Annotated in this window: 19 protein-coding genes and 1 tRNA gene; 10 read left to right on the top strand and 10 right to left on the bottom strand. The window is 69.1% G+C overall.

What is annotated here, in order from left to right:
• The first annotated feature begins 19 nt into the window (after positions 1 to 19).
• Positions 20 to 964: a D-alanine--D-alanine ligase family protein gene (locus tag VA596_RS09830; RefSeq protein WP_323325253.1), complete on the top strand. Its 945-nt coding sequence runs from the start codon at positions 20 to 22 to the stop codon at positions 962 to 964.
• Positions 965 to 972: 8 nt separating this feature from the next.
• On the opposite strand, the gene VA596_RS09835 is transcribed toward VA596_RS09830, so the two are convergent.
• The 10 genes from VA596_RS09835 to rpmH form a co-directional block, all read right to left on the bottom strand.
• Entirely contained in the window at positions 973 to 1599 is a 627-nt protein-coding gene (locus VA596_RS09835) for a hypothetical protein (RefSeq protein ID WP_323325255.1), read from the bottom strand.
• 80 nt (positions 1600 to 1679) lie between these two features.
• Positions 1680 to 2678 (bottom strand): ParB/RepB/Spo0J family partition protein, encoded by a 999-nt coding sequence (locus tag VA596_RS09840; RefSeq protein WP_323325257.1) that lies wholly within the window; start codon positions 2676 to 2678, stop codon positions 1680 to 1682.
• Positions 2675 to 3598 (bottom strand): ParA family protein, encoded by a 924-nt coding sequence (locus tag VA596_RS09845; RefSeq protein ID WP_410171858.1) that lies wholly within the window; start codon positions 3596 to 3598, stop codon positions 2675 to 2677. Before VA596_RS09845 ends, VA596_RS09840 begins: the two co-directional genes overlap by 4 nt.
• An 86-nt stretch (positions 3599 to 3684) precedes the next feature.
• On the bottom strand, positions 3685 to 4365 hold the full coding sequence (gene rsmG / locus VA596_RS09850; protein WP_323325261.1) for a 16S rRNA (guanine(527)-N(7))-methyltransferase RsmG: 681 nt from the start codon (positions 4363 to 4365) through the stop codon (positions 3685 to 3687).
• A 529-nt stretch (positions 4366 to 4894) separates the two neighbouring features.
• Positions 4895 to 5446 (bottom strand): DUF6886 family protein, encoded by a 552-nt coding sequence (locus VA596_RS09855; protein ID WP_323325263.1) that lies wholly within the window; start codon positions 5444 to 5446, stop codon positions 4895 to 4897.
• A 60-nt stretch (positions 5447 to 5506) separates the two neighbouring features.
• Complete coding sequence (locus tag VA596_RS09860) at positions 5507 to 6067, bottom strand: Jag family protein (RefSeq protein WP_323325265.1); 561 nt, start codon at positions 6065 to 6067, stop codon at positions 5507 to 5509.
• Positions 6068 to 6097: 30 nt separating this feature from the next.
• A complete protein-coding gene (gene yidC / locus VA596_RS09865) occupies positions 6098 to 7258 on the bottom strand; it encodes a membrane protein insertase YidC (protein WP_323325267.1) in 1161 nt (386 codons plus the stop codon).
• A gap of 5 nt (positions 7259 to 7263) precedes the next feature.
• The gene (gene yidD, locus VA596_RS09870) at positions 7264 to 7599 is read right to left on the bottom strand and encodes a membrane protein insertion efficiency factor YidD (RefSeq protein ID WP_323325269.1); all 336 of its coding nucleotides are present in this window, start codon (positions 7597 to 7599) and stop codon (positions 7264 to 7266) included.
• Between the two features lie 5 nt (positions 7600 to 7604).
• On the bottom strand, positions 7605 to 8039 hold the full coding sequence (rnpA, locus tag VA596_RS09875; protein WP_323325271.1) for a ribonuclease P protein component: 435 nt from the start codon (positions 8037 to 8039) through the stop codon (positions 7605 to 7607).
• A gap of 21 nt (positions 8040 to 8060) precedes the next feature.
• Positions 8061 to 8204, bottom strand: coding sequence for a 50S ribosomal protein L34 (gene rpmH / locus VA596_RS09880; RefSeq protein ID WP_247059643.1), 144 nt, complete (start codon positions 8202 to 8204; stop codon positions 8061 to 8063).
• Between the two features lie 592 nt (positions 8205 to 8796).
• Here rpmH and dnaA point away from each other — a divergent pair.
• The 9 genes from dnaA (at position 8797) to VA596_RS09925 (ending at position 20866) form a co-directional block, all read left to right on the top strand.
• The gene (gene dnaA, locus VA596_RS09885) at positions 8797 to 10407 is read left to right on the top strand and encodes a chromosomal replication initiator protein DnaA (protein ID WP_323325275.1); all 1611 of its coding nucleotides are present in this window, start codon (positions 8797 to 8799) and stop codon (positions 10405 to 10407) included.
• An 835-nt stretch (positions 10408 to 11242) separates the two neighbouring features.
• Positions 11243 to 12376: a DNA polymerase III subunit beta gene (gene dnaN, locus VA596_RS09890; protein WP_323325277.1), complete on the top strand. Its 1134-nt coding sequence runs from the start codon at positions 11243 to 11245 to the stop codon at positions 12374 to 12376.
• Positions 12377 to 12409: 33 nt separating this feature from the next.
• Positions 12410 to 13300, top strand: coding sequence for a phosphogluconate dehydrogenase (NAD(+)-dependent, decarboxylating) (gene gnd / locus VA596_RS09895; protein ID WP_323325279.1), 891 nt, complete (start codon positions 12410 to 12412; stop codon positions 13298 to 13300).
• Between the two features lie 23 nt (positions 13301 to 13323).
• Positions 13324 to 14478 (top strand): DNA replication/repair protein RecF, encoded by a 1155-nt coding sequence (gene recF / locus VA596_RS09900; RefSeq protein ID WP_323325281.1) that lies wholly within the window; start codon positions 13324 to 13326, stop codon positions 14476 to 14478.
• A 232-nt stretch (positions 14479 to 14710) separates the two neighbouring features.
• Complete coding sequence (locus VA596_RS09905) at positions 14711 to 15214, top strand: DciA family protein (RefSeq protein ID WP_323325283.1); 504 nt, start codon at positions 14711 to 14713, stop codon at positions 15212 to 15214.
• A gap of 197 nt (positions 15215 to 15411) precedes the next feature.
• Positions 15412 to 17379: a DNA topoisomerase (ATP-hydrolyzing) subunit B gene (gene gyrB / locus VA596_RS09910; protein ID WP_323325285.1), complete on the top strand. Its 1968-nt coding sequence runs from the start codon at positions 15412 to 15414 to the stop codon at positions 17377 to 17379.
• Positions 17380 to 17430: 51 nt separating this feature from the next.
• Positions 17431 to 20019: a DNA gyrase subunit A gene (gyrA, locus tag VA596_RS09915; RefSeq protein WP_323325287.1), complete on the top strand. Its 2589-nt coding sequence runs from the start codon at positions 17431 to 17433 to the stop codon at positions 20017 to 20019.
• Between the two features lie 49 nt (positions 20020 to 20068).
• Positions 20069 to 20743 (top strand): DUF3566 domain-containing protein, encoded by a 675-nt coding sequence (locus VA596_RS09920; RefSeq protein ID WP_323325288.1) that lies wholly within the window; start codon positions 20069 to 20071, stop codon positions 20741 to 20743.
• 49 nt (positions 20744 to 20792) lie between these two features.
• Positions 20793 to 20866: transfer RNA gene (locus tag VA596_RS09925), tRNA-Ile, on the top strand.
• Positions 20867 to 20893 lie beyond the last annotated feature (27 nt).

The following is a 20893-nucleotide window of genomic DNA, read 5'->3' on the forward strand; positions in this document are numbered from 1 at the left end:
CAGCTAAGGAGTTTCCACGGTGGTCGACCGTACCGTTGCCGTGCTCGCCGGCGGGCTCTCGCACGAACGCGACGTCTCGCTGAGGTCCGGGCGACGGCTCTCCGCGGCGCTCAAGTCCGAAGGCCTCGGCATCGAGGAGTGGGACACCGACGCGGGCCTGCTGGAGCGCCTGCGCACCCAGCGGCCGGACGCGGTCGTCGTCGCGCTGCACGGCGGTGAGGGGGAGAACGGCTCGGTGCAGACGGTGCTGGAGATGCTGGAGGTGCCGTTCGTCGGCACCGGCTCCCAGGGCTGCCGCCGCGCGTGGGACAAGCCGACGGCGAAGGCGCTCGTCGAGAACGCCGGGTTCGTGACGCCGGACTGGGTCGTGCTGCCGCACAGCACGTTCCGCGAGCTCGGCGCCCAGGCGGTGCTCGACGCGATGGTGGAGCGCCTCGGCCTGCCGCTGATCCTCAAGCCGGACCAGGGTGGCTCGGCGCTCGGCACCCAGGTGGTGCGCGAGGCGGCGGAACTGCCCGCGGCGATGGTCGGCTGCTTCGCCTACGGCGACACGGTGCTGGCCGAGCGGTTCGTGGCGGGCGTCGAGGTGGCCGTGACGGTCATCGAGGGCGAGAACGGTCCCGAGGCCCTGCCGGCGGTCGAGATCGTGCCGGAGAGCGGTGTGTACGACTACACGTCCCGCTACACCGCCGGCCTGACGGACTTCTTCACCCCGGCCCGGCTCGACGACGCCGCGGCCAAGGCCGTCGCCGAACTCGCCGTCGCCGCACACCGCGTCCTGGGGCTGCGGGACATCTCGCGCACTGACGCGATCGTCGCCGACGACGGCACGGTCCACTTCCTCGAGGTGAACCCGTCACCCGGACTCACCGAGACGTCGACGGTCCCGATGGCGATCGACGCGGCGGGCAAGTCCCTCGGCACGGTCTTCGCCGACCTGATCGGGCGCGCGATCTCTCGCTGAGGTCTGAATCAGAGGTACGGACGGAAGTGGTCGGCCACCAGGTCGGCCACTTCTTCTGTTTTCCGGGAGCCGTCGACTTCCAGCACCCGGACGCCGAGTTCCCGCGCCTTCGCGGCGGCGTCCTGCGCGAGCAGCCGGTCCCGCGCGATCCGGTTCCGCTGCGCGCGTTCCGGGTCGCTGACTTCGGCCGTGATCGCGCCGGCCCGCGGCAGGGTGGCCGCCTGGTGCCGCTGGAACTCTTCGGTCGGCACCATGACGATCATCCGGCGAGCCGAGTCGAGCAGCGGCACGACGAACTCCGGCCGCAACCCCCACCCCTCGGCGATCAGCGGCCGCGGTGAGTCGAGTGCGCGCAAGTCGTCAAGCGCCCACTCGAACCGCAACTCGAAGATCGCTCGTGCGTCGGCCGCCATCTCCTCCGGTGAGCGGCGGACCCAGTTCTGCTCCGGATCGCGCTCGACGGGTTCGCCGCGAGCGATCCGGCGATCGAAGTGACCGCGCGCGTCGTGGTAGTCGTAGTGGTACGCCGTCACCCCGTGCCGGACGGCGAGCAGCCGGGCGACCGTCGACTTGCCGGCCCACTGCCCACCCCCGATCCAGAGCGCGCGGCCGAACGATCCGGTCGGATCCCACACGCTTCCCCCTCGTCGCTCAGCGTCGTGGCGATGTCGGCAAAACGCAATCATCACCGTGACGAAACACCCTGGGGTGATCCCTAATCGGAATCCGGTGTCTGATTCGCCCCATTCGCGTCGATGATCGAGACGATCCGCTCGAGGTCGTCGACCGAACCGAACTCGAGCACGATCCGGCCCTTGCGGCGGCCGAGGTCGACCTTCACGCGGGTGTCGAACCGGTCCGAAAGCCGGTTCGCGAGATCCTGCAGTCCGGGCGCCTGGATCGGTTTGCGCGGCGCGGGCTTCGGCTTGGCCGGCTTCTCGCTCTTCTTGAGCGTGACGGCTTCCTCGGTCGCCCGGACCGACATGCCCTCCGCGATGATGCGCGCGGCGAGCTCTTCCTGACTGTCGGCGTCTTCCAGCGACAGCAGCGCACGCGCGTGCCCGGCGGACAGGACGCCCGCGGCGACCCGGCGCTGCACCGGCAGGGGGAGCTTGAGGAGCCGGATCGTGTTGGTGATGACCGGCCGGCTGCGGCCGATCCGGCTCGCCAGCTCCTCGTGCGTGACCGCGAACTCGTCGAGCAGCTGCTGGTACGCCGCCGCCTCTTCGAGCGGGTTCAGCTGGACGCGGTGGATGTTCTCCAGGAGCGCGTCGCGCAGCATCGACTCGTCGGCGGTCTGCCGGACGATCGCCGGGATCGCTTCGAGCTCCGCCTGCTGCGACGCCCGCAGCCGCCGCTCGCCCATGACGAGCTCGTACTCGTCGTTGCCGAGCTCGCGCACCACGATGGGCTGCATGAGCCCGAACTCGCGGATCGAGTGCTCGAGCTCGGCGAGCGCCTCCTCGTCGAAGGCGAGGCGCGGCTGCTTCGGGTTGGGCTTGATCGAGCCGACCGGGATCTCGCGGTAGACCGCGCCGGCGACCTCACCGCTGTGCTGCTTCGCCTGACCGTTCGCGGCGAACCAGCCCTTTTCCTCCGCCGCCTTCTTCTCCGCGGCCGACCCCTCACCGGGCGCGGGCAGCGGACCGCCGGCCGGCCCGGTCGGGATGAGAGCGGCGAGGCCGCGCCCCAGCCCTCCTCTGCGCTCGGTCATGTCGAACTGCTCCTTTCCATGAGTGCACCTCGCTCGGCGATCTCCTTCGCCGCGTCGACGTAGCTCATCGCGCCACGCGAACCGGGGTCGTAGGCGAGCACGGTCTGGCCGTACCCGGGTGCCTCCGAAACCTTCACGCTGCGGGGGATGACGGTCTTCAGCACAGTGTCGCCGAAGTGGTTCCGCACCTCGTTCGTCACCTGGTCGGCCAGCTTGGTCCGGCCGTCGTACATGGTGAGGAGGATCGTCGAGACGCGGAGCTCGCGGTTGAGGTGCTGCTGCACGAGCTCGATGTTGCTCAGCAGCTGCCCGAGACCTTCCAGCGCGTAGTACTCGCACTGGATCGGGATGAGCACCTCCTGCGCGGCGACCATCGCGTTGACCGTCAGCAGGCCGAGCGAGGGCGGGCAGTCGATGAAGACGTAGTCGACGCCGATCTCGTCGAGGATCTCCGAGGAGATGGCCTCCTTGAGCCGGGACTCGCGCGACGCCATCGAGACCAGCTCGATCTCGGCGCCGGCGAGGTCGATCGTCGCGGGGACGCAGAAGAGGTTGGGGGACTGCTCGGTCGGCTGGGCCGCCTCGGCGAGCGTCACCTCACCGATGAGCACCTCGTAGATGGAGGGCGTCCCGGACCGGTGGTCGACGTCGAGCGCGGTGCTCGCGTTGCCCTGCGGGTCGAGGTCGACGACGAGCGTCTTGAGCCCGTGGACGGCGAGCGCGGCGGCGAGGTTGACCGTGCTGGTGGTCTTGCCGACGCCGCCCTTCTGGTTGGCGACGGTCATCACGCGGCGGCGGCCGGGACGGGGAAGCGTCCCGTCCGGGTGCAGCAGACGCGCGGCGCGAGTGGCTTCTTCGGCGATCGGCGTCCAGCCCACGTCGTGGCTGGTCTCCGTGGAGTCGGACGGCGGGGGATTCACCGGTCTCGACACCTCCTCCATATAGACGTCTGGTCGGTGGACGAGTCGCGTCGTTTCACGTGGAACACCGCGGCTCGTTGTCTGCGCTAGCGCTTCCTGCTCCGCGCCTTCCCCGTCTTCGACGGCAGGCGACGGATCTTCACGACCGTGCTGGGGACCTCTAGTACTGCCACACCGCACTCCACGATCAACGGGTCGGCGCCGCCCACCTTCCTGATGGCGGCACCGTCCCGCTCGATCTCGTCCGCCGCGCTGGCGCCCTTGAGGGCGACCAGGAAACCGTCCGGACGAACCAGCGGCAAGCACCAGTCCGCGAGCCGGGCGAGCGGGGCGACCGCGCGAGCGGTGACGATGTCGGCGCCACCGAGCTGCTCACGCACAGGCCGCTCCTCCGCGCGTCCACGGACGATGGTGATCGGGAGTTCCAGCTTCTCGGCCACCTCGGCCAGCCAGTCCACCCGGCGGGCCATAGGTTCGAGCAAGACGATATCGAGGTCCGGTCGCGCGATCGCGAGCGGTACACCCGGAAGCCCCGCACCCGACCCGACATCGACCACGCGAGCCCCTTCGGGCATCTGCTCGCCGATGACCGCAGAGTTGAGCACATGCCGTTCCCACAGCCGCTCGACCTCCCGAGGACCGATCAGCCCCCGCTCGACGCCGTGGCTCTCAAGGAGTTCGACGTACCCAGCCGCTTGGTCGACGTGCGCACCGAACACCCGCTCCGCCGCGGTCCGCACCGCTACCGCGGCCTGCTCCAAGCTCACTCCGGCTACTCCTCGTCCGCGGGTTTCACGTGAAACCGCGCTCGTTCGATTGTCCCTGATGTCGACGCGAAAACGAGCCGACAGACCGCAGATGTGGACAACTCCACTCACCCGCAGGGCGGCGAGGAGCCGAACCGAGGGGTTCCCGGTTCCACGTGAAACATGACGACCGCCGTGACGCAAGGGGCCGCGACGAGGCCGACCAGGTATCCCCGCCTGGAGCCAACGAGCCGCCGTGCATCAGCTGCGGCACACATCGAGCAGCTGTTGCTCGATGGGCTGAGTGATCGAACGTCGACCGCACCCACCGCCACCGAGATCCAGGGCGCGCCGCGCGCGTTCCACGTGAAACCTCACCGCTGTAATTCAACTCTGACGATCCGGAGTTCGGTTCGAGGGGGCCGGGGGCCAGGAGGATCTCGGCGCAACGAGCAGGCCACCGTGCAGTCACCCGGACACAGCCGAACGGGACCGCTGCGCCAACCGACCCGAGACCCCACTCACTCCGCCCCGCGTTCCACGTGAAACCTCACCGCTGTAATTCGCTCGCCCGGGGCCGGGCGTTCCGCAGCCGGATGCCGCTGAAGCCGAGGGTGCTCTCCGCCGCCGCGTCGACGAACGGCCACAGGTTCGGCAGCACTCGCAACTGGATGCCCGCCTCCTCGTGCAACTCCAGCAGATCGCCGACCGGCTCCGGCGGGCCGAGCGGCTGCACCTCCGACGTCGCCACGAGCGCGTGCGACACGGGGGAGCCGAACGGCCGGAACGCCGACGCGTCGAACCGGTAGGCGAACAGCCGCGTCGAGCGCATCTGCTCGAGCCAGCCGTACTCGATCGCGTGGACGCGGTCGCCGCCGCCGGGGCCGAGGATGTGCGAGCGGTCCGCGTCGGTCGTCGACGGGGTCGTCCACGCCATCGCGCGCGGGCACTGGCGGGGGAACCAGTAGTCCGGCGCGCGCTCGGCGTCGACCGCCCAGACGTACGCCTCCGGCTGCCGGGCCGTCACGGCCACGTGCGGGGCGAAGCGGGTGATCGCCGGGTCCTCCGAGAAGTGGAGGACCTCGCCGGGTGCTGGACGCATCTTCCGAGCATAAAAAAGCGGCCCGCCGGACCGAAGTCCGGCGGGCCGCTGACGAGTCCGTCAGGACTCGGGGAAGATCACCACGCGGCGCTTGGGGTCCTCGCCCTCGCTCTCGCTCGTGACACCCGAGACCGTCGCCACCGCGTCGTGGACCACCTTGCGCTCGAACGGGCTCATCGGCTGCAGCCGCACCCGCTCGCCGCTCGACAGCACCGACTCCGCCGTCGACCGGCCGAGCTCGCGGAGCTCCTCGCGACGGTCGGCGCGCCAGCCCGCGATGTCCAGCATGAGGCGGCTGCGCGAGCCGGTCTCCTGCTGGACCGCCAGGCGGGTCAGCTCCTGCAGCGCTTCGAGCACCGTGCCGCGCGGGCCGACGAGCTTCTCGAGGTCCTCGCCGCCGTCGATGCTCACGATCGCGCGGCCGGCCTCCACGTCCAGGTCGATGTCCCCGTCGTAGTCGAGCAGATCGAGCAGCCGCTCGAGGTAGTCGCCGGCGATGTCGCCCTCCTGCACGAGGACGTCGTCGCCACCTCCCGCCTTCTGCTCGCCCGCCTCGTCGGCGGTTTCACCCGGGGTCACGTCGTCCTGATCGGCGTCGATCGTGTCGATCGTCTCCGACATCATTCGTCTCCTCTCCGAACCGGTCGCGCCTCAGCGGCGCTTCCGGCCCGACTTCCTGGTCGAGTCTTTGAGGAGCCCGGGCACGCCCGTGCCGTTCTCCTGTGAGCCGTTCTGGCCGTTCGCCACGGCCGGGGTCTTGTCCGCGGCCGTCGCGCCGTCCGCCTTGGCGGCAGCCTCGTCCGCGGCCTTGGCGGCAGCGGCCTCGGCCGGCGTGGTCTGCGCGAAGCCGTGGGCCGAGCCCGCCTTGGTGACCTTCTTCTGCGAGGCGGTCTGGGCGGGCTGGTTCTTCTTCTGCTGGACGGGCTTCTGGCCCACCTTCGGCGCGGTCGGCTTCTGCCCGGGCTTCGGGCCGAGCGTCGCGCGCTTCTCGGCGGCCTCCGCCTTGCGAGCCGCCTCTTCCTTGTCGATCTTCGTGTAGACGAGGCGCTGCTGCATCAGGGTCCAGCCGTTGTTCGCCAGCCAGTAGAAGAGGAGGCCGAGCGGGAACAGCGCACCGAAGACGAGGACACCGAGCGGGAAGATGTACATCGTCAGCTTGTTCATGATCGCGGTCTGCGGGGTGGCCGACGCGGCGTTCTGCCGGGCCACCGAGTGCCGCGCGGTGAGGTGCGTGGCGATGGACGCGATGATCATGAGGGGCAGCGCGACCGGGAGCACGCCCCACTGGAAACCTACGTTCGCGGCCCCGCCGCTGACGACCCCGACACCGTTGTAGACGGCCTCGCCGAGGTTGACCCCGAACAGCTTCGCGTTGACGTAGGACGAAACGTCGTGCTGGGTGAAGAAGTAGTTCTCGGTCTTCACACCGCCACCGGGCGGCGGCATCGTGAACGCGCGGAGCACGTGGTTCAGGCCGATGAACACCGGGATCTGAAGCAGCATCGGCAGGCAGCTGCCCAGCGGGTTGACGCCGTGCTCCTTCTGGAGCTTCTGCATCTCCGCGGCCTGGCGCTGCCGGTCGTTCGCGTACTTCTTCTGGAGCTTCTTCATCTCCGGCGCGAAGTCCTGCATCTTCTTCATCGACCGGACCTGGTTCACGAACGGCTTGAACATGATGCCGCGGACCGTGAACGTCAGGAAGATGATGCCGAGGATCCAGGAGATCGCCGCGGATTCACCGAAGACGAGCCCGAAGACCTTGTGCCAACACCACAGGATGAAGGACACGGGGTAGTAGATGAAATCGAGCACTGCTGCTACTCCTCGATCGGTGTTTCAGGTCGTCGGTGCCGCCACGAGAACGTCTCGGGCACGGGGTCGCGGCCGGGCATGGTCCACGGGCCGCAACGCAGCAGCCGGCGCAACGCGAGGTAGGAGCCGCGGCCGGCACCGTGCCGGGTGAGGGCTTCGACTGCGTACGCGCTGCAGCTCGGGTAGAACCGGCAAGCCGGCGGCAGGAAGGGCGAGATCGCCTTGCGGTAGAGCTTGATGGGGAGCAACAGGACCCAGGCGACCGGTCCGGGCCGGGCGGGCCCCGGCTCGTCGTCGTGGTCGTGCTCGTCGTGCACTGAGTGCTCGGGGGTGGCTCGCATACCGGTCACACCGCTGATCCGTGGTCGGGGGCCGCGTCCGCGGGACGCGTCGGGCTGGGGACATCCCCGGCCGGACGGCGCGACGACAGAAGTCCCAGCCGACGCAGCGCGGCGTCGAGATCGGCCCCGAGCTCCGCGCTGGACGCGGTCGCCGACGGCGGCAATGCCCGTACGACCAACGCACTGCCGGCGGGCAGGGTTCCGAGCCGGGCCGAAACGAGATGACGCAACCGGCGGGACACCCGGTGGCGGACCACCGAGTTCCCGACGGCCTTGCTCACCACAAAACCCGCCCTGGTCGCCGACGAAGCGTCGGTGGCCATGGACGGGTCCGTGGTCAACGCGTGGACGACGAGGCGGCGCCTGCCTGCCTTGGATCCGCGACGGAGAACCACGCGGAAATCCTCACTCCGCCGCAGACGTGCGGCAGCCGGCAGCACGGCGCGCCCCGACGTGCCGGATCAGGCCGACAGCGCTTCGCGGCCCTTGCGACGGCGAGCCGCCAGGATGCCCCGGCCTGCCCGGGTCCGCATGCGCAGCCGGAACCCGTGGGTCTTCGCGCGGCGGCGGTTGTTCGGCTGGAAGGTGCGCTTACCCTTGCTCACTGCTTCTCCTGTGTGTCGCGTCGGAAGAGAAGGCTTCCGTCTTCCTTCACTTCTGGCGTGTCGTGCGGGCGCACGGCAGTCTCTGGTGTCTCCTACCAACGTGTGGCCTCGTCACGACGAGCGACTGCAACCAGGGCACGCAAAACGCGCCCGTCGCAAACGGGAGACCTTACGAGGGTACGCACCCCCGTCCGGCACGCCGTAGGCACCCCCTCGGCCACGGTCCGCGACGGGCCGTCCGGGGCGAGATCATCAACGCCCCGGCACCGAATGGCAACACGCCGTACACCGTGAAATGCTTGCGACCCAGGATGCCTTGTGGCAGCGGGCGGGGCTTGTTAGCGTGCCTCTCTCGGGTCACCGGTCGAGGTGCACGAGTATCCGGGTGGTGGAGTGCCCACCGGCGTACGACGAGCCCGCAGGTGGCGACGCCGCGGGTCGCCGTACATTAGTGCACAGCTGTGGACAACTATGTGGATATTCGCTGTGCCGGTACCCGGCCAGGTCCGCAGGCGGTCATCGGGTGGAGTGACCAGGGCGTTCCGGGGCCGGTTCGGCCGTCCACGCCGACGAGGGGAGGGGAGCCGGACCAGTGTCGGAGCACCAGCACAATCTGGGCGTCATCTGGGAGCAGGTGGTGCGCGAACTGTCCGACGGGACCTTGTCCCCCCAGCAGCGCGCCTGGATGCGGGTGACCCGCCCGATCGGCCTCCTCGACGGCACCGCACTGCTGGCGGCTCCCAGCGACTTCGCGAAGGAAGCGATCGAACGCGGTCTCCGCGGCGCGATCACCGACGCGCTTTCCCGGCGGCTCGGCCGCGCCATCTCCCTCGCGGTGAAGGTGGACAGCACCGAAGCGGTCGCCCCGATCGCCGCGCCCCACTACGTCCCGTCACCCGGCCGGGTGGAAAACGGCGCCGTGCCCGAGCCGGCGCCCGCGCCGCGGCCGGGTCCCGGCCCGATGCTGCCGCCGCCGCGCCCCGAGCCGGCGCCCCCGATGCCGCAGCACCAGTCCCTCGCGACGAAGCCCGACGACGGTGACGACACCGACGAGGAAGTCGACGAAGAGGGCGAAGCGCTCGCCGCGGTCCACGAGATCTGGCCCACGTTCTCCGGCCAGCCGATCGCCGGCCAGCCGTACACCGCGCCGGCGCAGCCGCAGACGTCGAAGACGAAGCTGAACGAGAAGTACACCTTCGACACGTTCGTCATCGGCGCGTCCAACCGGTTCGCGCACGCGGCGGCGGTCGCGGTCGCCGAAGCGCCGGCCCGCGCGTACAACCCCCTCTTCATCTGGGGTGAGTCCGGGCTCGGCAAGACGCACCTGCTGCACGCGGTCGGCCACTACGCCCAGCGGCTCTTCCCCGGCATGCGCGTCCGGTACGTCTCGACCGAAGAGTTCACGAACGACTTCATCAACTCGCTGCGAGACGACCGCAAGGTCGCGTTCCAGCGGCGCTACCGCGACATCGACATCCTGCTCGTCGACGACATCCAGTTCCTGGAGGGCAAAGAAGGTACGCAGGAAGAGTTCTTCCACACCTTCAACACCCTCCACAACGCGAACAAGCAGATCGTCGTCAGCTCCGACCGCCCGCCGAAGCGCCTCGAGACGCTGGAAGACCGGCTGCGCACGCGGTTCGAGTGGGGCCTGATCACCGACATCCAGCCGCCCGAGCTCGAGACGCGCATCGCGATCCTCCGCAAGAAGGCGGCGCAGGACCGGCTCGCGGTGCCGGGTGACGTCCTGGAGTTCATCGCCTCGCGCGTCGAGGCGAACATCCGGGAGCTCGAAGGCGCGCTGATCCGCGTGACGGCCTTCGCGTCGTTGAACCAGCAGCCGGTCGACGCCGGGCTGGCGGAGATCGTGCTGCGGGACCTCATCCCCGACTCCCACGCCCCGGAGATCACCGCGCCCACGATCATGGGCGTCATCTCCGAGTTCTTCGACGTGACGCTCGACGACCTGTGCGGCCCCGGCAAGACGAAGGCGCTCGCCACGGCCCGCCAGATCGCGATGTACCTCTGCCGCGAGCTGACCGACATGTCGCTGCCGAAGATCGGGCAGACGTTCGGCGGCCGCGACCACACGACCGTCATGCACGCGGACAAGAAGATCCGCAAGGAGATGGCCGAGCGCCGGCGCATCTACGACCAGGTGCAGGAGCTGACCTCGCGCATCAAGCAGCGCGCCCGCCAATAGCACATCCCCTTGTCCCGCAACGACTTCGGGGCGTCCACGCACTGTGGACGCCCCTTTGTCGTCTTTGGACCGTCCGAAGCGCACTACGCCCGCGAAGCAGCGAAGGACGCCTACGCGCGCTTCGCAAAGTCGCGAAAATTGTTTGTACACAAGGAAGTTTCCCCATGGTGTGGGCAGTTTGCCCACAGTGCCAGCGGATCCCTGAGCAGCGACGACCCGGATTTCGTCCACACCCCGCCCACAGCCGATCCACAGGGAATCCACACCCTTGTCCACGCTGATTCCACAGGTTGCCCACATGATGTGCACAGGAGGGCGCCGTCACTCGGTAGAGCGATTCGGACCGTGTCGTCCACCCCCAGAAACAGTCCCAAACCTGGGGACAACCATGGGGACAACCGAGCCGATCTGTGGACGAATCGGTGGACGCCCGAAACCATCCACCGACGCCCCGAGTTGCCCACAGATCTGCCACCACGGTTCTCCACATGCCCGCAGGTGCTCCGACCTGCGCGAACGACCTCAATCCACACAATCCACAACGCTTACTACTGCTACTGCCTTTTAGATCTCTTCTAAGAGAGAAAAGATAAAAACAGGCGGAGGACGAAGTTGGGGACAGCCGCGAGATCGTGTCGTCAAGTCGACAAAGTCAAGGGGAGGCCGAGGTGACGGCGGCCGCCGTGACGGCCTACCGTGGACGCCTGCACCTGGTCCGTGCTCCGGAAGCTCAACCCGGGGAGCGGACCGGCCGGACGAGGCAGCCGGTCACTGCCCAGCCAGAACGAGGCCTGGCCCGAGCCGATCACGGCTCGGTCGTCGAAAGGATGCGCGCATGAAGATCCGCGTCGAGCGTGACGGGCTCGCCGACGCCGTCGCGTGGGTGGCCAGAAGCCTCCCCTCCCGGCCTCCCGTGCCGGTACTGGGCGGTGTCCTGCTCGACGCCGGTGCGGACGGCGAGTCCGACGCGCTGACCGTGTCGGGCTTCGACTACGAGGTGTCCGCCACGGTGGGCGTCCCGGCGACGATCGCCGACGGCGGCCGCCTGCTGGTGTCCGGCAGGCTCCTCGCCGACATCACCAAGTCCCTGCCGAACCAGCCGGTCGAGATCGCCGTCGACGGCGCCCGCGCCACGATCACGTGCGGCAGCGCGCGCTTCTCCCTGCCGACCATGCCGGTCGAGGACTACCCGCAGCTGCCGTCCCAGCCCGCCTTCGCGGGTGAGCTCGCCGGCGACGCGTTCGGCCAGGCCGTCACCCAGGTCGTCGTCGCCGCGGGCAAGGACGACACGCTGCCGATGCTGACCGGCATGCGGCTCGAGATCTCCGGCAGCTCGCTGACCCTCGTGGCGACCGACCGGTTCCGGCTCGCCATGCGCGAGTTCACCTGGCAGCCCGCCGAGGGCCTGGCCGACGCCGCGGTGCTCGTCCCGGCGCGCACCCTCGCCGAGGCGGCCAAGACGCTCGGCGCGAGCGGCGCCACGATCCGGCTCGCGCTCGCCAGCGGCGAGGGCCTGCTCGGCCTGTCCGGTTCCGGGCGCTACACGACGACCCGCCTGCTCGACGCGGAGTTCCCGCCGTACCGCCAGTTGCTGCCCGCGACGCACACCTCGCGCGCGGTCATCGACGTGTCGGCTCTCACGGAGTCGATCAAGCGCGTTTCCCTGGTCGCGGAGCGGGGGACTCAGGTACGACTGGAGTTCGGGGACAACACGCTGCGGCTGTCCGCGGGCGGCGACGACGAGGGAAGCGCCGAAGAAGAGCTCCAGGTCGACTACGAAGGTGAGCCGGTGACGATCGCGTTCAACCCGGGTTACCTCGTCGACGGCCTCGGCGCGCTCCACAGCGACCGGGCGGAGCTGACGTTCACGACGCCGAACCGTCCCGCCCTCATCAAGCCCGCCGACGCCGAGGGCAACCTCGTCCCCGGCTACCTCTACCTCCTGATGCCGGTCCGCCTGCCGGGCTGACCCGCAACTTTCCTGAGCACGTAAGGGGATCTCATGGTTCAGCTCGGTCTGATCGGCCTGGGCAAGATGGGCTTCAACATGCGTGAGCGGCTGCGCGCGGCCGGTCACGAAGTGGTCGGCTACGACCGCAACCCGGACGTCAGCGACACGACGTCGCTCGAGGACCTGGTGTCCAAACTGGACGCTCCGCGGATCGTGTGGATCATGGTCCCGGCCGGCGACCCGACGCGGCAGACCATCACCGAGCTCGGCAACCTGCTCTCCGAAGGTGACATGGTCATCGACGGCGGCAACTCGAAGTACACCGACGACAAGCTGAACGCCGACCTGCTCGCCGCGAAGAAGATCGGGTACGCCGACTGCGGCGTCTCCGGTGGCGTGTGGGGCAAGGACAACGGGTACGGCCTGATGGTCGGCGGCACGGCCGCCGACGTCGAGCGGGCGATGCCGATCTTCGACGCGCTGCGTCCGGAGGGGCCGCGCGAAGAGGGCTTCTCGCACGCCGGCGACGTCGGCGCGGGCCACTACGCGAAGATGATCCACAACGGCATCGAGTACGGCATGATGCAGGCCTTCGCCGAAGGCTTCGAGCTGCTCGAGGCCGCGAAGGTCGTCAACGACGTGCCCGCGGTGATCAAGGGCTGGCAGCGCGGCACCGTCGTCCGGTCCTGGCTGCTCGACCTGCTCGTGCGTGCGCTCGACGAGGACCCGGAGCTGGACGATCTCGAGGGGTACGTCGAGGATTCGGGCGAAGGCCGGTGGACGCTCGAAGAGGCGATCAACAACGCGGTGCCGGCGCCGGTCATCTCGGCCGCGCTGTTCGCCCGGTTCGCCTCCCGTCAGGAGCACTCGGCCGCGATGCGCGCGGTCGCCGCACTGCGCAACCAGTTCGGCGGGCACGCCGTGAAGAAGGTCGGCGGGTAAGGCCCGCCCCGGGGAAGGACACCGTGTATCTGCGCCATCTGCAGGTCACCGACTTCCGCTCCTGGTCCCAGGCCGATCTCGCCCTCGAACCGGGGCCGACCGTGCTGGTCGGCCAGAACGGTCGCGGCAAGACCAACCTGCTGGAGGCGATCGGGTACGTCGCGACGCTGGGATCCCACCGCGTCGCGACGGACGCGCCGCTGATCCGGCACGGTTGTGAGCGTGCGCTGGTGCGGGTCGCGGTGGTCAACGACGACCGCGAGCTGACCGTCGAACTCGAGATCACCGCCGGTCGGGCCAACCGCGCCCGGGTCAACCGCGGCGCGGTCGGCCGGCCGCGGGACGTGCTCGGCATCCTGCGCACGGTGTTGTTCTCTCCGGAGGACCTGGCGCTGGTGCGGGGAGACCCGGGTGAGCGACGCCGGTTCCTCGACGAGCTGCTGGTGCTGCGCGCGCCGCGGTACGCCGGGGTTCGTGCGGACTACGAGAAGGTGCTGAAGCAGCGCAACGCCCTGCTCAAGACGGCCGGCAAACGCCGGACCGGGCGTGAGGACCCGTACGCGCTGTCGACGCTCGAAGTCTGGGACGACCACCTCGCGGTGGCCGGCGCGGAGCTGCTGGCCGCGCGCCTGAACCTCGTCGCGGACCTCGGGCCGTACGCGGCTTCGGCGTACATGGGCGTCGCGCCGGACTCCCGGCCGGCGAAGATCTCGTACAAGTCTTCGCTGGGTGACGCCCTGCCGGAGACGTACGGCGTACCAGACGGGGAACGGGCGCAACCCGGAGTCCTGAAGGACGTCCTACTCAAGGCGCTCGGGGAAGCCCGCAAGGCGGAGCTGGAGCGGGGGATCAGCCTGGTCGGCCCGCACCGGGACGAGCTGGAGCTGATCCTCGGCGAGGCGCCGGCCAAGGGGTACGCGAGTCACGGCGAGTCGTGGTCGTTCGCGCTCGCCCTCCGGCTCGGCAGCTACGAGCTGCTGCGCGGGGAGGCGGGTGAGCCGGTGCTCCTGCTCGACGACGTGTTCGCCGAGCTGGACCGCAAGCGCCGGGCCCGGCTGGCCGAAGTGGCGGCGAGCGCCGAACAGGTGCTGGTGACCGCCGCGGTCGACGAAGACGTGCCCAGCGAGCTGGCGGGGAGCCGGTTCGTGGTGGCGGATGGTGAGGTCACGCGTGGCTGAACGGTTCGATCGAGCGCCGAAGCGGGCACCCGGTGTGAGCGGCGACACAAACCGCACCCGATCTGGGGACAAACCTGTGGACAGTGTGGATAACACGGTGAATGAGTTATCGCCGCCCGTGACCATACGGCCAGATGAGTGGCACAAAACGTCCCGCGGCGGGTCTGCTGCGGCTTCGAAGCCGCCTTCCGGCACTGAGCGTGACGGCGCCGCTGGGCCGAACGAGGCGGCGATGACGGGCCGGGACCTCGCGCACGCCGCGCTCGAGGCCGCGAAGGCCAAGGCGAAGGAGCGGGGCGCCCCGCCGGGGCAACGCCGTCGCGTCGTCACCGGCGGCCAGAACCCGCGGCGTCGCCGCTGGTCGGGACCGGGCGCCGACGCGCGTGACCCGCAGCCCCTCGGCCGGCTCGTCTCACGGCTGGTCAGCGACCGCGGCTGGAACGAGAGCGTCTCCGGCGCCCGCGTCTTCGCGCAGTGGGCGCGCCTGGTCGGCGAAGACGTCGCCGAACACGCCCAGCCGGTCGCGCTGAAAGACGGTGAACTCACGGTCCGGGCCAGCTCCACCGCGTGGGCCACCCAGCTCCGGTTGCTGCAGGGGAAACTGCTGGCCAAGATCGCGGCGGGCGTCGGGAACGGCGTGGTCAAGCGCATGCGGATCCAGGGTCCGATGGCCCCGAGCTGGCGGAAAGGCCCCCGTCACGTGCCGGGTCGCGGCCCGCGTGACACGTACGGCTGACCCGGGTTGCGCGTTGCTCGGTTGAATGCCCCGAGAACGCATCCAGACGCACTGAATTACGTCAAGACTCGGCTCGGACCGATTTCGTCCGTCTGTGACGCGTTCAGGGGTGTCCTTGCCGCATGTCAGCGGACACGGCCAAGTACACTGGGAGGGAGCGAACGTCCGCTCGCGCGAGACGAGGAGAAACAAGGCCTGTGACCGAGAACAAGAGCGAGTACAACGCGTCGTCGATCACGGTGCTCGAAGGCCTCGAAGCGGTCCGCAAGCGTCCCGGTATGTACATCGGCTCCACCGGTGAGCGCGGCCTGCACCACCTCGTCCAGGAGGTCGTCGACAACTCGGTCGACGAAGCGATGGCCGGGTACGCCACCAAGGTCGAGGTTACCCTCCTCGCCGACGGCGGGGTGCGCGTCGTCGACGACGGCCGCGGCATCCCGGTCGACATGCACCCCAAGGAGAACAAGCCGACCATCGAGGTCGTGCTCACCCAGCTGCACGCGGGCGGCAAGTTCGACAGCGACTCCTACGCGGTGTCCGGCGGCCTGCACGGCGTCGGCATCTCCGTGGTGAACGCGCTGTCGACGAGGCTGCTGGCGGAGGTCAAGTACGGCGGCCGCAGCTGGCGCCAGCTGTACACCGACCAGCTGCCCGGCGAGCTCGAGGACCTCGGCCCGGCCACCGAGACCGGCACGACGATGACGTTCTGGGCCGACGGCAGCATCTTCGAGACCACGACCTACAACTTCGAGACGATCTCGCGCCGTCTCCAGGAGATGGCCTTCCTCAACAAGGGACTGACGCTGTCGCTGCGCGACGAGCGCGTCGCCGACGAGGAGGCCGAGGAAGACGCCGAAGGCAAGGTCGCCCGGGTCAAGGAGAAGGTCTACTGCTACCCGGGCGGGCTCGAGGACTTCGTCAAGCACATCAACGGCAGCAAGGACCCGATCCACCCCAGCGTGATCTCCTTCGACGCGAAGGGCGTCGGCCTCGAGGTCGAGGTCGCGATGCAGTGGAACAACGGGTTCACGCCGTCGGTCTACACGTTCGCCAACACGATCAACACCCACGAGGGCGGCACCCACGAAGAGGGCTTCCGCGCCGCGCTGACCCGCGTTGTCAACACCTACGCGCGCGAGAAGAAGCTGCTCAAGGAGAAGGACACCAACCTGACCGGTGACGACGTGCGCGAGGGTCTCGCCGCGATCGTCTCGATCAAGCTGGGCGAGCCGCAGTTCGAGGGCCAGACGAAGACCAAGCTGGGCAACAGCGAGGCGAAGACGTTCGTGCAGCAGCAGTCGAACGAATGGCTGGCCGACTGGTTCGAGCGCAACCCCGCCGAGGCGAAGACGATCATCAACAAGTCGGTCTCCTCGGCGCAGGCCCGGATGGCCGCGCGCAAGGCGCGCGACCTCGTCCGCCGCAAGGGCGCGCTCGACATCGGCGGCCTGCCCGGCAAGCTCAAGGACTGCCGCTCCACCAAGCCGGAGGAGTGCGAGCTCTACATCGTCGAGGGCGACTCGGCCGGCGGCTCGGCCAAGGAGGGCCGGGACTCGATGTACCAGGCGATCCTGCCGATCCGCGGCAAGATCATCAACGTCGAGAAGGCCCGCATCGACCGCGTCCTCAAGAACACCGAGGTCCAGTCGCTGATCACCGCGCTGGGCACCGGCATCCACGACGAGTTCGACCTGTCGAAGCTGCGCTACCACAAGATCGTGCTGATGGCGGACGCCGACGTCGACGGCCAGCACATCACCACGCTGCTGCTCACCCTGCTGTTCCGCTTCATGACCCCGCTGATCGAGCACGGCCACGTCTTCCTGTCGCGGCCGCCGCTGTACAAGATCAAGTGGCCGCGGGCCGAGCCGGAGTACGCGTACTCCGACCGTGAGCGCGACGCCGTCATCAAGGCCGGCGTCGAGGGCGGCAAGCGCCTCCCGAAGGACGACGCGATCCAGCGCTACAAGGGTCTCGGCGAGATGAACGCCGAGGAGCTGTGGGAGACCACGATGGACCCGGCCAACCGGCTGCTGGGCCAGGTCACCCTCGACGACGCCGCGCAGGCCGACGAGCTGTTCTCGGTCCTGATGGGCGAGGACGTCGAGGCGCGCCGCTCGTTCATCACGCGCAACGCCAAGGACGTGCGCTTCCTGGACGTGTAGGCGTCCCCCCGTACTCGTCCCGCCAGGACCCCCGCACCCGAGAAGGACCTCATGACGGAAACACTGCCGCCGGCGCCGGACCACGACCGGATCGAACCGGTCGACATCCAGCAGGAGATGCAGCGCTCCTACATCGACTACGCGATGAGCGTGATCGTGGCGCGCGCACTCCCGGACGTCCGGGACGGCCTCAAGCCGGTGCACCGGCGGGTGCTGTACTCGATGTTCGACTCCGGCTTCCGGCCGGACCGCGGGTACAACAAGTGCTCCCGCGTCGTCGGCGACGTCATGGGCAACTACCACCCGCACGGTGACTCGGCGATCTACGACGCGCTGGTCCGGCTCGCCCAGCCGTGGTCGATGCGGTACCCGCTGATCGACGGCCAGGGCAACTTCGGCTCGCCGGGCAACGACCCCGCGGCCGCCATGCGGTACACGGAGTCCCGGCTCGCGCCGCTGGCCATGCAGATGCTGGCCGACATCGAAGAAGACACCGTCGACTTCTCCGACAACTACGACGGCCGCACGCAGGAGCCCGACGTCCTGCCGTCGCGGTTCCCGAACCTGCTGGTCAACGGTGGTTCCGGGATCGCGGTCGGGATGGCGACGAACATCCCGCCGCACAACCTGCGCGAGGTCTCCGACGGCGTCGTCTGGGCGCTGGAGAACCCGGAGGCCGACGACGACGAGCTGCTGGCCGCGCTGCTGGTGCGGATCAAGGGCCCGGACTTCCCGACCAAGGCGATGATCCTCGGCACGTCCGGCATCGAGGACGCCTACCGCACCGGCCGCGGCTCGGTCCGGATGCGCGCGGTCGTCGAGGTCGAAGAGGACGCGAAGGGCCGCACGATCCTGGTCGTGTCCGAGCTGCCGTACCAGGTCAACCCGGACAACCTCGTCGAGAACATCGCGAACCTGGTCCGCGACGGCAAGCTCACCGGCATCGCCGACATCGCCGACGAGTCCAACAGCCGGTCCGGCATGCGGATCGTCGTCACGATCAAGCGCGACGCGGTCGCGAAGGTCGTGCTGAACAACCTCTACAAGCACACGCAGCTGCAGCAGAACTTCGGCGTCAACATGCTGGCGCTGGTCGACGGCGTGCCGCGCACGCTGCGGCTCGACCAGATCATCCGGCACTACGTGAAGCACCAGGTCGAGGTCATCGTCCGGCGGACCAGGTTCCGCCTGAAGAAGGCCGAGGAGCGGGCCCACATCCTGCGTGGTTACGTCAAGGCGCTCGACGCGCTCGACGAGGTCATCGCGCTGATCCGGCGGTCGCCGTCCGCGGACGAGGCCCGGCCGGCCCTGATGGAGCTGCTGGACGTCGACGAGATCCAGGCCACCGCGATCCTCGACATGCAGCTGCGGCGCCTGGCCGCACTGGAGCGGCAGCGGATCATCGACCAGCTGGCCGAGATCGAGCTGGAGATCGCCGACCTCAAGGACATCCTCGAGAAGCCGGAACGCCAGCGCGCGATCATCCGCGACGAGCTGATGGCGATCGTCGAGAAGTACGGCGACGACCGGCGCACGAAGATCATCGGGTTCAGCGGCGACGTCACCGACGAAGAGCTGATCGCGGTCGAGGACGTCGTCGTCACGATCACCCGCACGGGGTACGCCAAGCGGACGAAAACCGACCTGTACCGCTCGCAGAAGCGCGGCGGCAAGGGCGTGCAGGGCGCGACGCTGAAGCAGGACGACATCGTCCAGCACTTCTTCGTCTGCTCGACCCACGACTGGATGCTGTTCTTCACGAACAAGGGCCGCGTCTACCGGACCAAGGCGTACGACCTGCCCGAGGCCAACCGCAACGCGCGCGGCCAGCACGTGGCGAACCTCATGGCGTTCCAGCCGGACGAGCAGATCGCCCAGGTCATCCAGATCAAGAACTACGAGGTCGCGCCGTACCTGGTGCTCGCCACCAAGCGCGGCCTGGTGAAGAAGACCAAGCTCACCGACTTCGACTCGAACCGCTCCGGCGGCCTGATCGCCATCAACCTGCGCGAAGGTGACGAACTGGTCGGCGCCGTGCTGGCGGCGGCCGAGGACGACCTGCTCCTGGTGTCGGCCGAAGGCCAGTCCATCCGCTTCCACGCGACCGACGAGGCGCTGCGGCCGATGGGCCGTCCGACGTCCGGCGTGCTCGGCATGCGGTTCAACGACGGCGACGAACTGCTCGGCATCAGTGTGGTCAAGCCCGACAAGTTCCTGCTGGTCGCGACCGATGGCGGATACTCGAAGCGCACGCCGATCGAGGACTACCCGGTGCAGGGCCGCGGCGGCAAGGGTGTGCTCACCATCCAGCACGACCGCAAGCGTGGCAGGCTGGTGGGTGCGCTGATCGTCGACGCCGAGGACGAGCTGTACGCGATCACCTCGAGCGGCGGCGTGATCCGCACGCCGGCGGGCGATGTGCGCAAGGCAGGACGGCAGACGAAGGGGGTCCGGCTGATGAATCTCGGCGAAGGCACCACTCTTCTCGCCGTCGCACGCAACGCGGACGAGCCCTCGGACGTCGCCAACGGTGACAGCGCGGAAACTGCGGAAGCGGACGACACGGTGGAAACTGTGTCCGAAACCGTGGTCGAAGCGACAGACGCGGGTGAAGAAACGACGGCGACGCCGGAGCAGTAGGTTCCAGGGCGAGCGTCGTCTCCACGGCACGGGTAAGGACTGACTCTTCGTGACACCATCCGAGAATCCCGAGGCAGCGGGTTCGAACGGGACTCCGGCGAGCCCACCCTGGCAGCGGGTAGGCAAGGACGGCGGCGACGCCGAAGCGACGGTCGGGCTGGCCACGGAGGAAGCGCACTCGGCCGGCGAGACGCAACCCGTCTCCCCGGCCGACCGCCCGGTGGTCACCGGCAGCGCCGCCCCCCGCCTCTTCGGCGGCGGCGACACCCCACCGGGCGGCGAGCCGTCCGCGGCCGCTGTCCCGTCGGCCTCCACCCAGCGGGCCCGCCCGAGCGCCCTCCGCCGGCCAGGCCGAGGCCCGCGGCGGGCCAGCCTGCAGGTCAAGCGCTTCGACCCGTGGTCGGTGCTCAAGCTGTCCCTGGTACTGGGCGTCGCGATGTTCTTCGTCTGGCTCGTCGCGGTCGGCGTCCTGTACACGGTCCTCGACGGCATGGGCGTCTGGGACAAGCTGAACGGCACGTACTCCTCCCTGGTCGGCGGCGAAGGCGCGAACGCGTCCTCGGAACCCCTGATCAGCGCAGGCCGCGTCTTCGGCATCGCAGCGATCCTGGGAGCGATCAACATCGTCCTGGTGTCGGCCCTGGCCACGGTCAGCGCGTTCATCTACAACGTGTCCGCCGACCTCGCCGGAGGCCTGGAAGTCACGCTGTCGGAACGGGAGTAACCCGGTTGCAGGGCCCCCTCGGGGGTCCTGTAAAGTTCTCCTCGTTCAAGGGCCTATAGCTCAGGTGGTTAGAGCGCTTCGCTGATAACGAAGAGGTCCCAGGTTCAAGTCCTGGTAGGCCCACGCAAGCAAAGCCCGGTTCGCGATGTG

The sequence above is a fragment of the Amycolatopsis heterodermiae genome (assembly GCF_034929455.1).
Taxonomy (GTDB): Bacteria; Actinomycetota; Actinomycetes; order Mycobacteriales; family Pseudonocardiaceae; genus Amycolatopsis; species Amycolatopsis heterodermiae.